We start from the raw sequence: 16,820 nt of genomic DNA, 5'->3' as shown, positions 1-16,820 counted from the left end.
TCACTCCTGGTGGGGCACGACGACGGCTAGGGGTTCGTCCAGCGCGACCTGTTGGCCCGCCCGGACGTGCACTTCGGTGAGCACGCCGGCCACGGGCGCCGTGACGGTGTGCTCCATCTTCATCGCTTCGACCACGAACAGCGCCTGCCCGGCGACCACCTCGTCGCCCCGCGCGCCGCGCACGACGAGCACCGTGCCGGGCATGGGGCTGGTGACCGGGCCACCACCGGCGGCGGCCGACGCGGCGACCTCGGACGGCCGGGTCTCGGTGAGCGCCCACGCGCAGCCGTCCCGCCCGAGCCACAGCACGTCGCCGTCGCGGCACATCGCGTACAGCCGCCCGTCCACGGACAACCCCGAGCCGTCGACCGAGAACCGGCGTCGCGCCGGCTCGCCGTCCGCGATCGCCACCTCGTCGCCGCGCACCCGGACCTCGACGCCCTCGATCAGCCACCGGGTCCACGCGTGCTCGCCGACCCGCCAGCCGTCGGACCGCGCCCACGGGTCGTCACCGCCCGCCGCCGAGCGCTGCCGCTCCAGCGCGGCGGCGGCCAGCACCTCGTCCGGCCGGTCGACGGCCACCAGCGAGTCGAGCTTGCGCTCCACCAGGCCGGTGTCGAGGTCGCCGGACCGCACGTCCGGGTCGGTCAGCAGCGCCCGCAGGAACGGCACGTTCGTCGTCACGCCCAGGAGCACGAACCGGCCCAGCGCCGCGTGCAGCCGCCGCAGCGCCTCGTCCCGCGTCGCGCCGTGCGCGATCACCTTGGCCAGCATCGGGTCGTAGTCGCTGCCCACGGTCAGCCCGACCCGCAGCGCGGAGTCGACCCGCACGTCGTCCGGCTCGTGCAGCAGCAGCACCCGACCGCCGGTCGGCAGGAACCCGCGCGCCGGGTCCTCGGCGTAGACGCGCGCCTCGACGGCGTGCCCGGTGAGCCGCACCGACGTGAACCCCAGGGGCTCGCCCGCCGCCACCCGCAGCTGCTGCTCGACCAGGTCGACCCCGGTGACCAGCTCGGTCACCGGGTGCTCGACCTGCAGCCGGGTGTTCATCTCCATGAAGAAGTAGTCGCCGGACGCGCCGTCCACGATGAACTCGACGGTGCCCGCGCCGACGTACCCGACGGACCGGGCCGCCTCCACCGCCGCCTGCCCCATCGCCTCGCGCACCTCGGGGGTGAGCAGCGGTGACGGCGCCTCCTCGATGATCTTCTGGTGCCGCCGCTGGAGGCTGCACTCGCGCTCGCCGAGGTGCACCACCCCGCCGTGCGCGTCGGCCAGCACCTGGATCTCGATGTGCCGGGGATTGTCGATGAACCGCTCGATGAGCAGCGCGTCGTCGCCGAACGACCCGCGCGCCTCGCGCCGGGCCGACTCGACGGCGTCCCGCAGCCCGTCGGGCGACGTCACCAGCCGCATGCCCTTGCCGCCACCGCCCGCGGACGGCTTGAGCAGCACCGGGAACCCGATCTCACCCGCCGCCGCGACCAGGTCGTCGTCGGTCATCCCGACCTCGGTCCGCCCCGGCACCACGGGCACGCCGGCCGCCGCGACGGTCAGCTTGGCGCGGATCTTGTCGCCCATCGCCTCGATCGCGTCGGCGGGCGGTCCGATGAACACCAGACCGGCCTTCTCGCACGCCCGCGCGAACTCGGCGTTCTCGGCCAGGAACCCGTACCCGGGGTGCACGGCCCGCGCGCCCGTCGACTGGGCGGCCTCGACGATCCGCTCGATCGACAGGTAGCTGTCCCGCGCCGCCGCGGGCCCGATCCGCACCGCCACGTCGGCCTGCCGCACGTGCAGCGCGTCGGCGTCCGCGTCGCTGTGCACCGCCACCGACCGGATGCCCAGCCGCCTCAACGCGCGGATCACCCGCACCGCGATCTCGCCGCGGTTGGCCACCAGAACGCTGTCGAACATCCCCATCACATCCGGAAGACGCCGTAGGAAACCGGCTGGATCGGGGCGTTGGCCGCCGTGGACAACGCCAGGCCCAGCACCATCCGGGTGTCGAGGGGGTCGATCACACCGTCGTCCCACAGCCGGGCCGTGGAGTAGTACGGGTTGCCCTGGTCCTCGTACTGCTGCCGGATCGGCGCCTTGAACTCCTCTTCGTCCTCGGCCGACCACGCGTCGCCGAGCTGGTCGCGGCGCACCGTCGCCAGCACCGAGGCGGCCTGCTCGCCGCCCATCACCGAGATCCGGGCGTTCGGCCACATCCACAGGAAGCGGGGCGAGTAGGCCCGCCCGCACATCGAGTAGTTGCCCGCGCCGAACGAACCGCCGATGACCACGGTGAACTTCGGCACCCGCGCGCACGCCACCGCCGTCACCATCTTCGCGCCGTGCTTGGCGATGCCCGCCGCCTCGTACTCGCGGCCGACCATGAACCCGCTGATGTTCTGCAGGAACACCAGCGGCACGCGGCGCTGGTCGCACAGCTGGATGAAGTGCGCGCCCTTCAGCGCCGACTCGCCGAACAGCACGCCGTTGTTGGCCACCACGCCGACCGGGTGGCCGTGGATCCGGGCGAACCCGGTGACCAGCGTCGTGCCGTACTCCTTCTTGAACTCCTGGAACCGGCTGCCGTCCACGACCCGGGCGATCACCTCGCGCACGTCGTAGGGCGTGCGGCTGTCGGTCGGCACCACGCCGTACAGCTCGGCCGGGTCCACGACCGGTTCGACGGTCGGCTCGACCTGCCACGGGCGCGGCTCGCGCGGACCCAGCGTGCTGACGATCGAGCGCACGATCCGCAGCGCGTGCGCGTCGTCCTCCGCCAGGTGGTCGGTGACGCCGGACGTGCGCGAGTGCAGCTCGCCGCCGCCCAGCTCCTCGGCCGTCACGACCTCACCGGTGGCGGCCTTCACCAGCGGCGGGCCGCCGAGGAAGATCGTGCCCTGACCGCGCACGATCACCGCTTCGTCGGACATCGCGGGCACGTACGCGCCGCCCGCCGTGCACGAGCCGAGCACGGCGGCGACCTGCGGGATGCCGCGGCCGGACATGGTGGCCTGGTTGTAGAAGATCCGGCCGAAGTGGTCGCGGTCCGGGAACACCTCGTCCTGCCGGGGCAGGAACGCGCCGCCGGAGTCCACCAGGTAGACGCACGGCAGGTTGTTGTGCAGCGCGACCTCCTGGGCGCGCAGGTGCTTCTTCACCGTCATGGGGTAGTACGTGCCGCCCTTGACGGTGGCGTCGTTGGCGACGACCACGACCTCGCGGCCGGACACGCGGCCGACGCCGGTGATGATGCCCGCGGCGGGCGCCTCGTCGCCGTACATGCCGGTCGCGGCCAGCGGTGAGAGCTCCAGGAACGGCGAGCCGGGGTCGAGCAGGGCGTCGACCCGGTCGCGCGGCAGCAGCTTGCCGCGCTCGACGTGCCGGGTGCGGGCCTTGTCCGGGCCGCCGAGGGCGGCTCGGCCGAGCTTGGCGCGCAGGTCGCGCACGAGTCGCGCGTGCTCCTCGTGGTAGCGCCGGAAGGCTTCGGCCGACTTGTCGGCCGTGCTGCGCAGCACCGGGGCGTCCATCGGGCTCCTCGCGGTTAGCCGTCGTTAACCTGAGGAGATGTTAGCGCTTGTTAACGCCAGTTCACAAGCGGGAGGGGGCCGCGGTCGCGACCCCCTCCCGGTGGTGGTCCGCCGGTCAGCCGGTGACGGCGGTGAGCTGCGGCAGGTAGCCGAGGCGCTGGCCGTTGCGGTTGGGGTGGTAGGACTCCTCGACCGGCCAGGACAGGCTGTTCAGCCACCAGTCCGACGAGCAGATCTCGTGCCCGGTGAACGCCGTGCGCACGTCGCGGTAGGTGAACGACCGCGCGCCCGCGCGGGCCGAGATGACCTGGTGCAGGGTGTCGGCGGCGGAGTTGATGGCGGCGCGCTTGGTGTCGCTCAGGCCGACCGAGCAGCTGCCCGGCACCTTGTACAGGCGCGGGTAGCCGAGCACGACGACCGCGGCGGACGGCGCCCGGTTGCGGATCTGGGCGTAGACGTTGTCCAGCAGGCCGGGCAGGGTGCCGGTCGCGTAGGCCTTGGCCTGGTTGACCCGGTTCACGCAGGTCGAGTCCGAGCCGAAGGTGCAGGTGGTGATCACGTCGGTGAAGCCGGCGTCGTTCCCACCGATCGAGATGCTGACCAGCGAGGTGGTCGCGGTGAGGGCGCTGACCTGGTTGGCGAGCACGTCGCCGGTCTTGGCGCCCGAGCAGGCGACGAACTTGAACGACGCGGGCGCGTGCGACGCCGCCCAGAGGGCCGGGTAGCTGTACTGGCTGCGCTTGCAGCTGCCGGAGTCGCTGTAGTACGAGCCGGTGCCGGTCCCGGAGGAGTACGAGTCGCCGAGCGCGACGTAGTTGGCGGCGGCGGCTTCGGCGGGCACGACCAGTGCCAGCGAAGCCAGTAGTGCCAGCGCCGCGCTGGACAGGGTGCGGACAAGGCGCATCGGAGCCTCCCGGAGGGAAACAACGCAGGGTGTGATGCGGAGCACAACAAGAGTTACCAGCAGGTAGGCCCCCGCAAGAAGAGTGGGTCAAGAGTTAACTACGAGATCCACAGCCCGGTGGGCGATCCACGGCGACAGCCTGGTTAACGCCCGTTTACCAGCACTGGGCTGGGCGTTTAAGATGGGCGGCGTGCCAGCCGAGCCAGCGAAGCAGACCCGCCGGGACCAGATCCTGGCCGCCGCCGCCGAGCTGTTCGCCCGGCACGGCTTCCACGGCGTCGGGATCGACGACATCGGCGCCGCGGTGGGCATCTCCGGGCCCGCGCTGTACCGGCACTTCCGCAGCAAGGACGCGATGCTCGGCGAGATGCTGACGTCGATCAGCGAGCGGCTGCTGGAGGGCGGGCAGAACCGGGTGGCGGCGTCCGGCGACCCGGGGCACGCGCTGCGCGAGCTGATCGGGTGGCACGTCGACTTCGCGCTGGACGACCCGGCGCTGATCACCGTGCAGATCCGCAACCTGGCGAACCTGACCGACCCGGACCGGCGGCGGGTGCGGGCGCTGCAGCGGCGGTACGTCGAGGTGTGGGTGGAGACGATCCGCAAGACCTCGCCCGAGGTGGACGAGCCGACCGCCCGCGCCGCCGCGCACGCCGTGTTCGGCCTGATCAACTCGACGCCGCACAGCGCCCACCTGGACCGGGAGCAGATGGCCGGGCTGCTGTCGCAGATGGCGCTGGCCTCGCTTTCGGGCGCGCTGCCCTAACCGCCGCTCCGACATCGCGGGCCGTCCCCCGTCCGCGCGGCCTTGCTGGCGGCCGGGGTGGGTCGTCCGTACGCTGGGTTGCCAATGAGCGACGTGGCGGTGAAGACCACCGGGGGGTGGCCGGGGCTCCGGTTGTTCGCCCGCCTGCCCGCCTGGTTCAGGTTCCTGCTGGTCGCCCTGGCCGTCTTGGTCTGCGGCGTGATCGCGTCCCGCCCGACGGGCGCGACCGACCCCACCCCGCCGACCGGCGACGTCGCCACCGCCGCCAGGGCCGTCCAGGCGATGGCCGACCCGTCCGACGCCAACCCGCTCGCCGCCTTCCCGGACGACTTCGCCGCGGTGGTCAACCGCCGCCCCGCGGTGGTCACCGCCCCGGACGGCACCACGCGGGCCATCGACCCGGGCGGCGGCTGCTCGGGGCCCGCGGGCGACACCGAATGGGACTTCGGGGTCGGCTGCCGGGCCCACGACCTCGGCTACGACCTGCTCCGCTACGCCGAGCACAAGGGCCGCCCGCTGGCGCCGGACGCCCGCAGGTCCCTGGACGACCGCCTGGCCCGCGACATGCACGCCCAGTGCGACCTCAACCCCCGCGGCCACCTCGTCCGCTGCCACGCCACCGCGCAGCTCTACGCGGCCGGCCTGGAGTTCAACTCCTGGCGGCAGCGCTGGGGGCCGCCCGGCCACGAGCCGGTGCTGGCCTGGGGCTTCGGCAGCGCCGTGGTGGTGTTCCTGCTGCTCGCCCGCCTGCCCCGGCCGGCGGGCCGCCGCGACCGGGAGGACGCCGGGCCGGTCGACGCGCCACGGCCGCCGGCGCCGGACGACCGCTACGCCACGTTCCTGCGGCTGGCCGCGCTCGGCCTGGTGGTGATCGGCCAGTCCGCGCTCACGGTCCTGCACTGGGCGGGCGTGAGCCCGAACTGGCTGTGGCTGCTCACCTGGGTGCTGCAGGTCGTCCCGGTGTTCTACTTCGCGGGCGGCCACGCGAACCTCACCAGCTGGCACGCCGTCCAGGCCGACCAGGGCGGCTACGGCCGGTACCTGGCGGGCCGCATCTCCTGGCTGCTGCGGCCGGTGCTGGCGTTCGTGCTGGCCTGGCTCGTGCTACCGCTGCCCCTCGAACTGCTCGACGTGGACAAGTCCAGGGTCGAGGTGTTCGGCAGGCTGATCGCGAACCCGCTGTGGTTCCTCGGCCTGTACCTGGTCGCGGTCGCGGCCACCCCGGTGATGGCCTGGCTGCACCGCAACGCCCGGCTGGTCACGCCGGTGGCGCTGGTCGCCGCCATGATCGTGGTCGACCTCGCCCGCATCGGCCTCGCCTGGCGCACCGGCGGCCACGTCAACCTGGTGCTCGGCGCGCTGCTGCTGCAGCAGCTCGGCTTCCACTACGCCGACGGCAGCCTGCACCGCGTCCCGCGCCGGGTCCTCGGCGTCCTGGCCCTGGCGGCCGTGCCCGCGCTGCTCGCGCTGATCACGTTCGGCGGCTACCCGCGCACCATGCTGCCGCTGCCCGGCGAGGGCGGCTCGAACCTCAGCCCGCCCACCGTGTGCCTGCTGGTGCTCGGCCTGGCCCAGATCTGCCTGGTGCTGCTGGTCAAGCCGAGGATCGCGGCCTGGCTGGAGGGCGGCCGGACGTGGCGGGTGGTCGACTTCGCCCGCTCCGCGCCCATGACGGTCTACCTCGGCTACCTGACCGGGCTCGCCGTCGTGATCGGCCTGCTCGGCCTGCTGGACGCGCCCGCGATCGACTGGGTGATCACCCGCCCCCGCTGGCCCGCCGTGCTGGTGCTGCTGCTCCTGCCGGTCCTGCTGGTGTTCCACCGCTTCGAGCGCAGCGCCGCGGTCGGCCCCTGCCACACCCGCGAGACGCACCGCACCCGGCTCGCCGTCACGCTCGGCGCGGGCTACGGCGTGCTGGGCGTCCTCGGGTTCGTGGTGACCGGCTTCGCGGGCACCGCGGGCACGCTGGTCGTGCTGAAGGTCGACCCGCTGCAGAACCTCATCCACCTGCTGCTCGGCTGGTACCTGCTGCACACCGCGCACGCCGGCGCCTGCCACGGCCGCCGGCCCTGGCTGCTGACCGCGCTGGCCTGCGTGCCGCCGCTGCTGGTGCTGGAGCCGACCGGCGCGGTGGTCGTGCTGCACGGCGCGACGATCGCCGTCGCCCTGCTGGCGGCGATACCGAAGCAGCAGCAGGCACACGCCGGCGAACACCGGCAGCCACGTCCCGCGCTCCAGCACCCATAGCGCGTCCGACGGCGGTGTGTGCAGGCCGCGCAGCGCGCCGAACGCCGACCCGGCCAGCGTCACCACCAGCAGCGCGCTCTGGTGCGTCAGGAAGATCGGCAGCGCCAGCGCGTTCAGCGCCCGCGCCCGGAACGACGGCCGCACCAGCAGCACCAGCCCGACCTGCGCCAACGCCAGCGCCAGCGCGGCGGCCGACGGCGGCGACAGGTTCGACTCGGCCGCACCGGGCACCCCGACCGCGCTGGCCGGGTGACCGGCGCGCAGCAGCAGCACGAACGCCACCCCGCCCGCCACGAGCAGCGCCGCACCCCAGGAGCGGTGCCCGCCGATCCGGGCGTGCCCGCGCCGGGCGACCAGCACGCCCACCTGCCACGGCGCCCACCACACCGCGATCACGTTCACCCAGCCGACGTCCACCGCCACCAGCGCGACCGGGATCGCCACGCCCCACCAGCCCAGCCGCGAGAGCAGCGGCGTGAGCGCCAGGAGCACCACGTGGACGGCCAGGAACCACAGCGGCGTGACGACGAGGTGACCGACGGTCCACACCGTCTGCTGCGGCAGCCCGCGCAGCGACAGTCCGAACAGGACCGCGCCCCACGCGCCGAGCAGCACCGCCACCGGCAGCACGAGCCCGCGCGCCCGGCGCCACCACGGCGTGCCCGACCGCGCCGCGGCGAACCCGCCGGTGAAGAAGAACAGCCCCAGCGTCTGGAGCACCCAGGTCGCCGGGGCCAGCTCGGGCAGCCACCGCAGCGGGCTGTCGACCACCAGGCCGTCGCCGGTCAGCACGACGGCCGTCACCAGCCAGTGCCCCAGCACCACGCCGACGACGGCGATGGCCCTGGTCGCGTCGATTACCGGGTCCCGGCTCACGGCGCCTCCCCCACCGCGATCCGGGTCAGGGCGCGCAGCGACGGCGTGCCCGCCCGGAAGTACCCGTCGTGCTCGACGTCACCGGCGTCGAACACGCGCGCGCCGAACGCCGGGTCGACCGGGTCCGGCCCGTGCCCGAGGTCGCCGAGCCGCACCGCGGGCACCCACCGGGTCCAGTCCCGGCCGCCGCGCGCCGCCCACACCCGCGCGGCCGACCCGACCGAGTCCACCCGCACGCCGGGCGACCCGAGGAGCACCACGTCGTCGACGGGCGGCGCGGCCAGCGCGCACACCACCGAGCCGTAGCTGTGGCAGATCAGGTGCACGTGCCCCGGCAGCGTCCGCACGTACTCGGCCAGCGCGACCGCGCCGGCCCGCGCCAGCCGCCCGCCCGCCGCGTCCACCCCGAGCCCGGACGGCGTCCGGTAGCCGAGCCAGGCGACCACGGCCAGGTCGTCCCGACCGGCGGACGCGTGCAGGTCGCGCGCCATCCGGCCGACCGTCGCGGCGAACCGCCGGTCGTCCACATCGGACCCCGGCACGACGACGGCGACGTGCGCGGCGCGCGCCAGGTCGCCGGTGACCTCGACCCTGGGCCGGAACGGGGGCGGGTCGCCGCCGCCCGGTGTCGCCACGACCAGCAGCGCGGCCAGCAACGCGATCTTCTTCGGCATGGCGACGAAGCTAGGAAGACCACGGCCGCCCGGTCGTCACCCCGCGGCGCCGGTTCCCGCCCCCTACCCCGGTACCACCAGGCCGGACTCGTAGGCCGCGATGACCGCCTGCGCCCGGTCCCGCAGCCCCAGCTTCATCAGCACCCGGCTCACGTGCGTCTTCACCGTCTGCTCGGCCAGCACCAGGTGCGCGGCGATCTGGCCGTTGGACAGACCCCGCGCGATGAGCAGCAGCACCTCGGTCTCCCGGTCGGTCAGCGCGCCCAGCGCGGCCGGCTTGACGGCCCGGACCGGCTGCGCCTTCACGAAGTCCTCGATCAGCCGCTTGGTCACCGAGGGCGCGAGCAGCGCGTCACCGCGCGCCACCACCCGCACCGCGGCCAGCAGCTCGCTGGCCGGCGCGTGCTTGAGCAGGAACCCGCTCGCGCCGGCCCGCAACGCCTCGTACACGTAGTCGTCCAGGTCGAACGTGGTGAGCACGAGCACCTTGACCGGGTCGTCGGCGAGCAGCCGGGTGGCGGTCAGCCCGTCCACCCCCGGCATCCGCACGTCCATGAGGACCACGTCCGGCCGCAGCCGGCGCACCTCGGCGACGCCGGCGGCGCCGTCACCGGCCGACCCGACCACGGTGATGTCGTCCTGGGCGGCCAGCAGCGCGGAGAAGCCCTCGCGCACCATCTCCTGGTCGTCCACGACCAGCACCCGGATCACCGCCGACCCACCGGGATCACCGCACGCACCTCGAAACCCCCGTCCTCGGTGGGCCCGGCGGTCAGCGAACCGCCGTGCACCGCCACCCGTTCCCCCATGCCGCGCAGCCCGTGCCCGCCGCCCCCGCCCCGCGACGGCCCGCCCGCCGTGTTGCGCACGACCACCCGCAGCTCGTCGCGCACCAGCTCCGCGGTGACCGACGTGGTCGCGCCGGGCGCGTGCCGACCGGCGTTGGTCAACGCCTCCTGCACGATCCGGTACGCGGTCAGCCCGACCGCCTCGGGCACCTCGGCGTCGGTGACGGACGCGTCCGCGTGCAGCGAGGTGATGTCGGCCAGCCCCGGCTGCGGGGCCCGGTCGGCGTGCTGGTCCTCGGCCCGCAGCACGCCGAGCAGCTGCTGCATGTCGGTGATCGCGGCCCGCGCCGCCGCGCCCAGCTCGGCGAACTCCCGCTCGGCGGCCCCGGGCAGGTCCGCGATCCGGTAGGGCGCGGTCTCGCACCGCACGACCACCAGCGACATGTGGTGCGCGACCACGTCGTGCATCTCGCGGGCGATCCGGGCGCGTTCGACCAGCGCCGCCTTCTCGTCCCGCTCGGAGTGGAACCGCTGCTCGGCCCGGCCGCGCGCGCCCACCGCGTACCCGAGCAGGAGCAGCAGGAGCAGGAAGCCGGTCGTCGGCAGGGCGTCACCGGGTGTTCCCAGCGCGAACACCACGCCGGACGTGATCAACGCCACGAGCAGCACGACCCGGCCGCGGTGCACGGTGGCGACCGCCAGCAGCACCGCCGGGTACCACCACCACTGCCAGCTGCCCAGGACCGCGGGCTCGGACGTCACCAGCAGCCGCATGACCACCAGGCCGACCGTGGCCAGCCGCCACGCCAGGAGCGCGGAGCGCAGGGTGAGGGCGGTGCTGCCGGCCACGAGGGCGAACAGCAGCGGCCACCAGCCGTCCGGCTCCTCGTCCGCGACGTACCCCGAGCTCACCCCGATCCCGATGACCAGGCCGTGGAGCAGCACCAACGCGCTCAGCGCGTGGTGGAACCGGGAGCCGTCGAAGATCCGCGAGCGGTCGCGGAGCAGCACGACCTGGAGGAGGGTGCGGACCACGGCCCGATGCTATGCGCCGGGACCGGCCCGCCACAGGAGACCAGGGGCTGTCATACCGGGGTAGCACGACCCGCCCATACCGGACGCACGACACCCCGGACAAGCCGTTGCGGCGGGCGAACACCACCAGGTAGGCAATATGCAGAGCTGTGCGCCCCTACTCCGTGTTGGAAGATGGCTGAATGCACCCGCAGCAAGATCCGGATCGCTGGTCGCGGCTCCAGGCCGTGGCCGGCGAGGCCCTGACCGCAGCCAAGGTCGGGGAGGACGCTGTCGCGGTCGACCTGGTCACCGGGTACCTCAGCGGCTCGCCCGAGGGCAACGAGGAGATCCGCGAGCTGGTCCTCCTGCTGTTCTCCGAGTGCAGCGAGATGGTCGCCGCGCTCGGGTCCGGCGGCGCGACGCCGGTGAAGATGCAGGTCTTCGACGAGGACGGGCAGGAGGTGCCGATCGACGACGCCGACCCGCCGGTCCGCACCGCGATCCGCACGCTGCTGGCCGAGGTGCACGGCGACCAGGAGGCCGCCGCCGAGCAGATCGAGATCGCCCTGGCCAACGGGCAGCCGCAGGAGCTGGCCACGGTCGTGCTCCAGGCGCTGCGGTGGACGGTGAAGCTGGCGGGCGAGTGCGAGTCGCGCGACCTGCCGGTGACGCCGTGGATCGCCACCGCGCTGGACGAGTAGTCCGCTCCGCCCCTTTCGCCCGCCACTTCCGCCGGGCGAACCGGTCAGGAGCCTTGCCTTTCGAACTGGTCTAGACCACTCTCCCAGGTGGGCGCGATTCACCCCTGCCGATCCCGCCGAAGAGGAGATCCCTCATGTCAAGACGCACGAGCGCGCTGCTCGCAGCAGGCGCACTGGCCCTCGGTTCCCTGGTGGTGGGCCCGGCCGCGCAAGCGGCGCCGGGCGTCACCGCCACCTTCGCCAAGACCCAGGACTGGGGCAGCGGCTTCGAGGCCAGGTTCACCGTCGCCAACGGCGGGCCCGCCGCCATCACGTCCTGGCGGATCGAGTTCGACCTGCCCGCGGGCACCTCGCTCGGGTCGTACTGGGACGCCTTGGTCACCCGGACGGGTGATCATTACGTGGCGACCAACCGCGAGTACAACGGCTCCGTCGGCGTCGGCGCGTCGGCGAGCTTCGGCTTCGTCGGCGCCGGTCCCGGCGCGCCGCTCAACTGCACCGTCAACGGGGCCCCCTGCACCGGTGGCGGCGGTGGTGACGCGGTCGCGCCGAGCGCACCGGGTTCGCTCCGCGTCACCGGCGCCACCAGCAACTCGGTGTCGCTGTCCTGGACCGCGTCGACCGACAACGTCGGCGTGACCGCCTACGACGTGTACCGGGGCGCCACCGTGGCGACCACGGTCAGCGGCACCACCGCGACCGTCGGCGGCCTCAGCGCCTCCACGGCGTACACGTTCACGGTCCGGGCGCGCGACGCGGCCGCGAACACCTCGGGCCCGTCCAACCAGGTCTCGGCCACCACCCAGCCGGGCACGAACCCGGTCGGCGGGCGCGGCGCGCCGTACCTGTTCATGGGCTGGGGCAACCCGCCGGCCCCGGCGACGATCATGAGCACCACCGGCGTCAAGTGGTTCACCATGGCGTTCGTGCTGGCCTCCGGCGGGTGCAACCCGGCGTGGGACGGCAACCGGCCGCTGACCGGGAGCGTCGACGCGCAGGCCATCCAGCAGATCCGGGCGGCCGGCGGTGACGTGGTGCCGTCGTTCGGCGGGTGGAGCGGCAACAAGCTCGGGCCCAACTGCTCGACGCCGCAAGCGCTTGCGGGGGCCTACCAGAAGGTCATCGACGCCTACGGGCTCAAGGCCATCGACATCGACATCGAGAACACCGACGAGTTCGAGAACGCGACCGTGCAGGACCGCATCCTGGAGGCGTTGAAGATCGTCAAGGCGACCAACCCCGGCATCCAGACGATCGTCACTTTCGGCACCACGACCACCGGCCCCAACTCCTGGGGCAACCGGCTGATCGAGCGGTCCGCGGCGATCGGCGCGGGCGTCGACGTGTTCACGCTCATGCCGTTCGACTTCGGCAGCTCGAACATCGGCGCCGACACGATCAACGCCGCCACCGGGCTGAAGAACAAGCTGAAGGCCACGTTCGGCTGGTCGGACGCGGAGGCGTTCCGGCACGTCGGCATCTCGGGCATGAACGGCCTGTCCGACCAGCGCGAGGTGACCACCACCCAGACGTGGACCCAGCTGCGCGACTGGTCCAAGGCGAACGGCCTGGGCCGGTTCTCGTTCTGGGCGGTCAACCGCGACCGCGGCGGGTGCGATGGCCAGGTGTCGTCGAACTGCAGCGGCATCGCCCAGCCGGACTGGGAGTTCACCCGCATCACGGCCGGCTTCTAGCCCTCCCCGAGCAGTTCGGAGACCAGTTCCGACACCTGCTCGACCTCGATGAGGAACGCGTCGTGGCCGTGCGGCGAGGTCACCACGCGCAGGTCGCCGGCGCCGGGAACGGCGTCGGCGACCTCGGCCTGCTGCCACAGCGGGTACAGCCGGTCGGAGTCGATGCCGGCCACCACCGCGCGGGCCGTGACGCGGCGCAGCGCGGCCCGCGCGCCACCCCGGCCGCGCCCCACGTCGTGGCTGTTCATCGCCTCGGTCAGGGTGGCGTAGCTGACCGGGTCGAACCGGCGGACCAGCTTGGTCGCGTGGTGGTCCAGGTAGGACTCCACCTCGAACCGGCCGTCCGGGCGGACCGCGCGCCCGAACCGGGTGGCCAGCTCCGGCTCGGCGCGGTAGCCGACGAGCGCGATCCGGCGGGCCACGCCGAGGCCGCCGACCGGGTCCAGCCGGATGGCGTGCAGCTGCGCGGACGCCAGCGCGATGTGCTCGGCCGTCGACGCGGCCGGCGCGGCCAGCACCAGCAGCGCCCGCACCCGGTCCGGTTCGGACACCGCCCACTCCAGCGCCCGCATGCCGCCCATGGACCCGCCGAGCACGGCGGCCCACGCGTCGACGCCCAGCGCGTCGGCCAGCAGCACCTCGGCGGCCACCTGGTCGCGCACCGTGACGCGCGGGAACCGCGTGCCCCACGGCCGGCCGTCCGGCGCGGTCGAGGTCGGCCCGGTGGTGCCCTGGCAGCCGCCCAGGACGTTGGGCGCGACCACGAACCAGCGCCGCGGGTCCAGCGCGCGTCCCGGGCCGACCAACCCGTCCCACCAGCCCGGCGTGGGGTGGCCCGGCTCGGCCGGGCCCGCCACGTGGCTGTCGCCGGTCAGCGCGTGCAGCACCAGCACCGCGTTCGACCGGTCCGCGTTCGGCTCGCCCCAGGTCTCGTAGGCGATCGCCAGGTCGGGCAGCCCCGGCAGCGCGCCGCGCACCCACTGCCGTCGCCCGTTCGGGTCACCTTCCCGCCATCCGCCGGCGCCCCCGGGGCTCACAACGCCGACTTGGCGGCGCGGAAGCCGGCCTCCAGGTCGGCCTTGAGGTCCGCCACGCCCTCGATGCCCACCGACAGCCGGACCAGGCCCGGCGTGACGCCCGAGACGACCTGCTCCTCGGGGGTGAGCTGGCGGTGCGTGGTGCCGGCCGGGTGCGCGATGAGGCTGCGCACGTCACCGATGTTGACCAGCCGGCTGAACAGCTCGACGCCGTCGACGAACGCGCGGCCCGCGTCGACGCCGCCGCGCAGCTCGAACGACACCACGCCGCCCGCGCCCGCCGGCAGGTACTTCCGCGCCAGGTCGTGCCACGGGCTGGAGGGCAGGCCCGCGTAGTGCACCCGCGCCACCTCGTCGCGCCCCTCCAGCCACCGCGCCAGCTCCAGCGCGTTCGCCGAGTGCTTCTCGATCCGCAGCGACAGCGTCTCGATGCCCTGCAGCACCAGGAAGCTGTTCAGCGGCGCGATCGCCGCGCCGGTGTCGCGCAGGCCCTGCACCCGCAGCTTGGCCGCGAACGCGCCGGGCCCGAGCGCGGGCCAGTAGCGCAGGCCGTGGTAGCTGGGGTCGGGCTCGGTGAAGTCGGGGAACTTCGCGGCGTCGGAGTACTCGAACGTGCCGCCGTCCACGACCACGCCCGCGACGGCGGTGCCGTGCCCGCCCAGGTACTTCGTGGCCGAGTGGACCACGACGTCCGCGCCGTGCTCGATCGGCCGCAGCAGGTACGGCGTCGGCACGGTGTTGTCCACCACCAGCGGCACGCCGGCCGCGTGCGCCACCTCGGCGACCGCCGCGACGTCCAGCACGTTGCTGCGCGGGTTGGCCAGCGACTCGGCGAAGAACAGCTTGGTGCCCGGCCGCACCGCGGCCCGCCACGCGTCCAGGTCGTCGGGGTCGTCCACGAAGGACACCTCGATGCCGAGCTTGGCCAGGGTGTGGCGGAACAGGTTGTGGGTGCCGCCGTAGAGGGACGCGCTGGACACCAGGTGGTCGCCCGCGCGGGCGAGGTTGAGCACGGTCGCGGTCACGGCGGCCTGGCCCGAGGCGAACGCGACCGCCGCCACCCCGCCCTCCAGCGCGGCGACCCGCTGCTCCAGCACGTCCTGGGTCGGGTTGTTGATGCGGGTGTAGATGTTGCCCGGCTCGGCCAGGCTGAACAGCGCCTCGCCGTGCGCGGAGTCGCGGAACACGAACGACGTGGTCTGGTAGATCGGCGTGGCCCGCGCGCCGGTCGTCGGGTCGGGCGCGGCGCCGGAGTGGACCTGGAGGGTGTCGAAGGACCAGGACATGCTGAAGGCTCCTGTCAGGGCAGGCGGGGGTTTTCGGGCAGGCCGGGGTTTCAGGCAGGCAGAGGGGTTTTCGGGCACGCCGAGGACACCGGGCGCGCGGTGGTGCGGGGCGGATCAGCCGAGTCGACAGGCCGTGCTGGTGACGCGCACGTAGTCCACGTGCCGACGGGTCACGAGCGGGATCATGGTGCTGAAGCTAGCGCCGGGCGGACGCCCGCGACAGGGCGTCCACGCCCTGGGACGCTTAGGGTTGGCCCCCATGCGCACCGCACTCATCGGCTACGGGCTCGGCGGAGCCGCCTTCCACGCGCCGTTCCTGGCCACCACGCCGGGTCTGGAGCTGACCGCCGTCGTCACCGGCAACCCCGAGCGGCGGGCGGAGGTGGCGGCCCGCTACCCCGGCGCCGAGCTGATCGCGTCGGTGGACGAGGTGTGGCCGCGGGCGGACGAGTTCGACCTGGTCGTGGTGACCACGCCGAACCGGTTCCACGCCGCGCACGCCCGCGCCGCGCTGGAGCACGGGCTGAACGCCGTGGTGGACAAGCCGTTCGCGCCGTCCGCCGCCGAGGCGCGGGAGCTGGCCGACCTGGCCGCGGCGCGGGGGCTGCTGCTCGCGCCGTTCCACAACCGGCGCTGGGACGGCGACTTCCGCACGGTGGCGCGGCTGGTCGGCGAGGGCGCGCTGGGGCGGGTGCACCGGTTCGAGTCGCGGTTCGAGCGGTGGCGGCCGGAGGTGAAGGGCAGCTGGAAGGAGTCCGGCGACCCGGCCGACCTGGGCAGCATCGTCTTCGACCTGGGCACGCACCTGGTCGACCAGGCGGTGGCGCTGCTCGGCCGGCCGGCGAGCGTGTACGCGGAGGTGCGAACGCTGCGGCCGGGCGCGCTGGCGCACGACGACGCGTTCCTCGCGCTGACCCACCCGGACGGCGCGGTGTCGCACCTGTGGGCGTCGGCGTTGGCGGCGTCGCTCGGCCCGCGGTTCCGGGTGCTGGGCGACCGGTCGGCGTACGTCAAGCACGGGATGGACCCGCAGGAGGACGCGTTGAAGGCGGGCGCGACGCCCGGCGGTCCGGGTTGGGGCGAGGAGCCGGAGGAGCGGTGGGGCTCGCTCGGCGACCGGCCCGTGCGCACCGAGCCGGGCGCCTACCAGGACTTCTACGCGGCCGTCGCCGCCGGTCAGGCGCCCGTCCCGGTGGCGGACGCGGTGACCGGGCTGGAGGTCGTGGAGGCGGCGTTCGAGTCGGCGCGCACCGGGGAGACCGTCCGACTCGACTAAGACTCTTGCCTGCCAAATCTCTTACTG

General features: G+C 73.9%; 13 protein-coding genes and 1 pseudogene. 5 read left to right on the top strand and 9 right to left on the bottom strand.

Translation table 11 applies throughout. The features are described from left to right. The 3 genes from AB0F89_RS12110 to AB0F89_RS12100 form a co-directional block, all read right to left on the bottom strand. Entirely contained in the window at positions 1–1,917 is a 1,917-nt protein-coding gene (locus AB0F89_RS12110) for a biotin carboxylase N-terminal domain-containing protein (protein ID WP_367135523.1), read from the bottom strand. A gap of 5 nt (positions 1,918–1,922) precedes the next feature. Further along, positions 1,923–3,527, bottom strand: a complete 1,605-nt coding sequence (locus tag AB0F89_RS12105; RefSeq protein ID WP_367135521.1) for a carboxyl transferase domain-containing protein — start codon at positions 3,525–3,527, stop codon at positions 1,923–1,925. A gap of 115 nt (positions 3,528–3,642) precedes the next feature. Continuing rightward, positions 3,643–4,431, bottom strand: a complete 789-nt coding sequence (locus AB0F89_RS12100; protein ID WP_367135519.1) for an SGNH/GDSL hydrolase family protein — start codon at positions 4,429–4,431, stop codon at positions 3,643–3,645. Positions 4,432–4,621: 190 nt separating this feature from the next. Here AB0F89_RS12100 and AB0F89_RS12095 point away from each other — a divergent pair, with 190 nt between their 5' ends. Both AB0F89_RS12095 and AB0F89_RS12090 read left to right on the top strand, forming a co-directional pair. After that, positions 4,622–5,197: a TetR/AcrR family transcriptional regulator gene (locus tag AB0F89_RS12095; RefSeq protein ID WP_367135516.1), complete on the top strand. Its 576-nt coding sequence runs from the start codon at positions 4,622–4,624 to the stop codon at positions 5,195–5,197. A gap of 84 nt (positions 5,198–5,281) precedes the next feature. Then, the gene (locus AB0F89_RS12090) at positions 5,282–7,444 is read left to right on the top strand and encodes an acyltransferase family protein (protein WP_367135514.1); all 2,163 of its coding nucleotides are present in this window, start codon (positions 5,282–5,284) and stop codon (positions 7,442–7,444) included. A gap of 6 nt (positions 7,445–7,450) precedes the next feature. On the opposite strand, the pseudogene AB0F89_RS12085 reads toward AB0F89_RS12090, so the two are convergent. The 4 genes and pseudogenes from AB0F89_RS12085 to AB0F89_RS12070 form a co-directional block, all read right to left on the bottom strand. Continuing rightward, a pseudogene (locus tag AB0F89_RS12085) lies at positions 7,451–8,248 on the bottom strand (hypothetical protein); the annotation flags it as partial. Between the two features lie 68 nt (positions 8,249–8,316). Next, positions 8,317–8,994, bottom strand: a complete 678-nt coding sequence (locus AB0F89_RS12080; RefSeq protein WP_367135512.1) for an alpha/beta hydrolase — start codon at positions 8,992–8,994, stop codon at positions 8,317–8,319. Positions 8,995–9,057: 63 nt separating this feature from the next. Beyond that, positions 9,058–9,705, bottom strand: coding sequence for a response regulator (locus AB0F89_RS12075; protein ID WP_367135510.1), 648 nt, complete (start codon positions 9,703–9,705; stop codon positions 9,058–9,060). Beyond that, the gene (locus AB0F89_RS12070) at positions 9,702–10,817 is read right to left on the bottom strand and encodes a sensor histidine kinase (RefSeq protein ID WP_367135508.1); all 1,116 of its coding nucleotides are present in this window, start codon (positions 10,815–10,817) and stop codon (positions 9,702–9,704) included. The genes AB0F89_RS12075 and AB0F89_RS12070 overlap by 4 nt, the downstream gene beginning before the upstream one ends. 182 nt (positions 10,818–10,999) lie before the next feature. Between AB0F89_RS12070 and AB0F89_RS12065 the strand changes: the two genes are divergently transcribed. Continuing rightward, positions 11,000–11,500 carry a hypothetical protein gene (locus AB0F89_RS12065; RefSeq protein ID WP_367135506.1) on the top strand — a complete coding sequence of 167 codons (501 nt, stop codon included), beginning with the start codon at positions 11,000–11,002 and terminating at the stop codon, positions 11,498–11,500. Positions 11,501–11,634: 134 nt separating this feature from the next. Then, complete coding sequence (locus AB0F89_RS12060; protein ID WP_367135504.1) at positions 11,635–13,194, top strand: cellulose binding domain-containing protein; 1,560 nt, start codon at positions 11,635–11,637, stop codon at positions 13,192–13,194. Here AB0F89_RS12060 and AB0F89_RS12055 read toward each other — a convergent pair. After that, positions 13,191–14,171: a homoserine O-acetyltransferase gene (locus AB0F89_RS12055; protein WP_367135502.1), complete on the bottom strand. Its 981-nt coding sequence runs from the start codon at positions 14,169–14,171 to the stop codon at positions 13,191–13,193. The genes AB0F89_RS12060 and AB0F89_RS12055 overlap by 4 nt on opposite strands. Positions 14,172–14,227: 56 nt before the next feature. Beyond that, positions 14,228–15,517, bottom strand: a complete 1,290-nt coding sequence (locus tag AB0F89_RS12050) for a bifunctional o-acetylhomoserine/o-acetylserine sulfhydrylase (RefSeq protein WP_367135499.1) — start codon at positions 15,515–15,517, stop codon at positions 14,228–14,230. Between the two features lie 259 nt (positions 15,518–15,776). Between AB0F89_RS12050 and AB0F89_RS12045 the strand changes: the two genes are divergently transcribed. After that, the gene (locus AB0F89_RS12045; RefSeq protein WP_367135497.1) at positions 15,777–16,793 is read left to right on the top strand and encodes a Gfo/Idh/MocA family oxidoreductase; all 1,017 of its coding nucleotides are present in this window, start codon (positions 15,777–15,779) and stop codon (positions 16,791–16,793) included. Positions 16,794–16,820: the final 27 nt, after the last annotated feature.

The sequence above is a fragment of the Saccharothrix sp. HUAS TT1 genome, assembly GCF_040744945.1.
In the GTDB taxonomy this organism is placed as follows: domain Bacteria; phylum Actinomycetota; class Actinomycetes; order Mycobacteriales; family Pseudonocardiaceae; genus Actinosynnema.
Note: the sequence above shows the minus strand (reverse complement) of the source record. Positions and strands in the feature narration are given on the sequence as shown.

Bases quoted from the DNA above. Each gene is read 5' to 3' on its own strand.
- AB0F89_RS12045 (WP_367135497.1), top strand. From the start codon at position 15,777: ATGCGCACCGCACTCATCGGCTACGGGCTCGGCGGAGCCGCCTTCCAC.
- AB0F89_RS12105 (WP_367135521.1), bottom strand. From the start codon at position 3,527: ATGGACGCCCCGGTGCTGCGCAGCACGGCCGACAAGTCGGCCGAAGCC.
- AB0F89_RS12090 (WP_367135514.1), top strand. From the start codon at position 5,282: ATGAGCGACGTGGCGGTGAAGACCACCGGGGGGTGGCCGGGGCTCCGG.
- AB0F89_RS12100 (WP_367135519.1), bottom strand. From the start codon at position 4,431: ATGCGCCTTGTCCGCACCCTGTCCAGCGCGGCGCTGGCACTACTGGCT.
- AB0F89_RS12050 (WP_367135499.1), bottom strand. From the start codon at position 15,517: ATGTCCTGGTCCTTCGACACCCTCCAGGTCCACTCCGGCGCCGCGCCC.
- AB0F89_RS12065 (WP_367135506.1), top strand. From the start codon at position 11,000: ATGCACCCGCAGCAAGATCCGGATCGCTGGTCGCGGCTCCAGGCCGTG.
- AB0F89_RS12110 (WP_367135523.1), bottom strand. From the start codon at position 1,917: ATGTTCGACAGCGTTCTGGTGGCCAACCGCGGCGAGATCGCGGTGCGG.
- AB0F89_RS12080 (WP_367135512.1), bottom strand. From the start codon at position 8,994: ATGCCGAAGAAGATCGCGTTGCTGGCCGCGCTGCTGGTCGTGGCGACA.
- AB0F89_RS12060 (WP_367135504.1), top strand. From the start codon at position 11,635: ATGTCAAGACGCACGAGCGCGCTGCTCGCAGCAGGCGCACTGGCCCTC.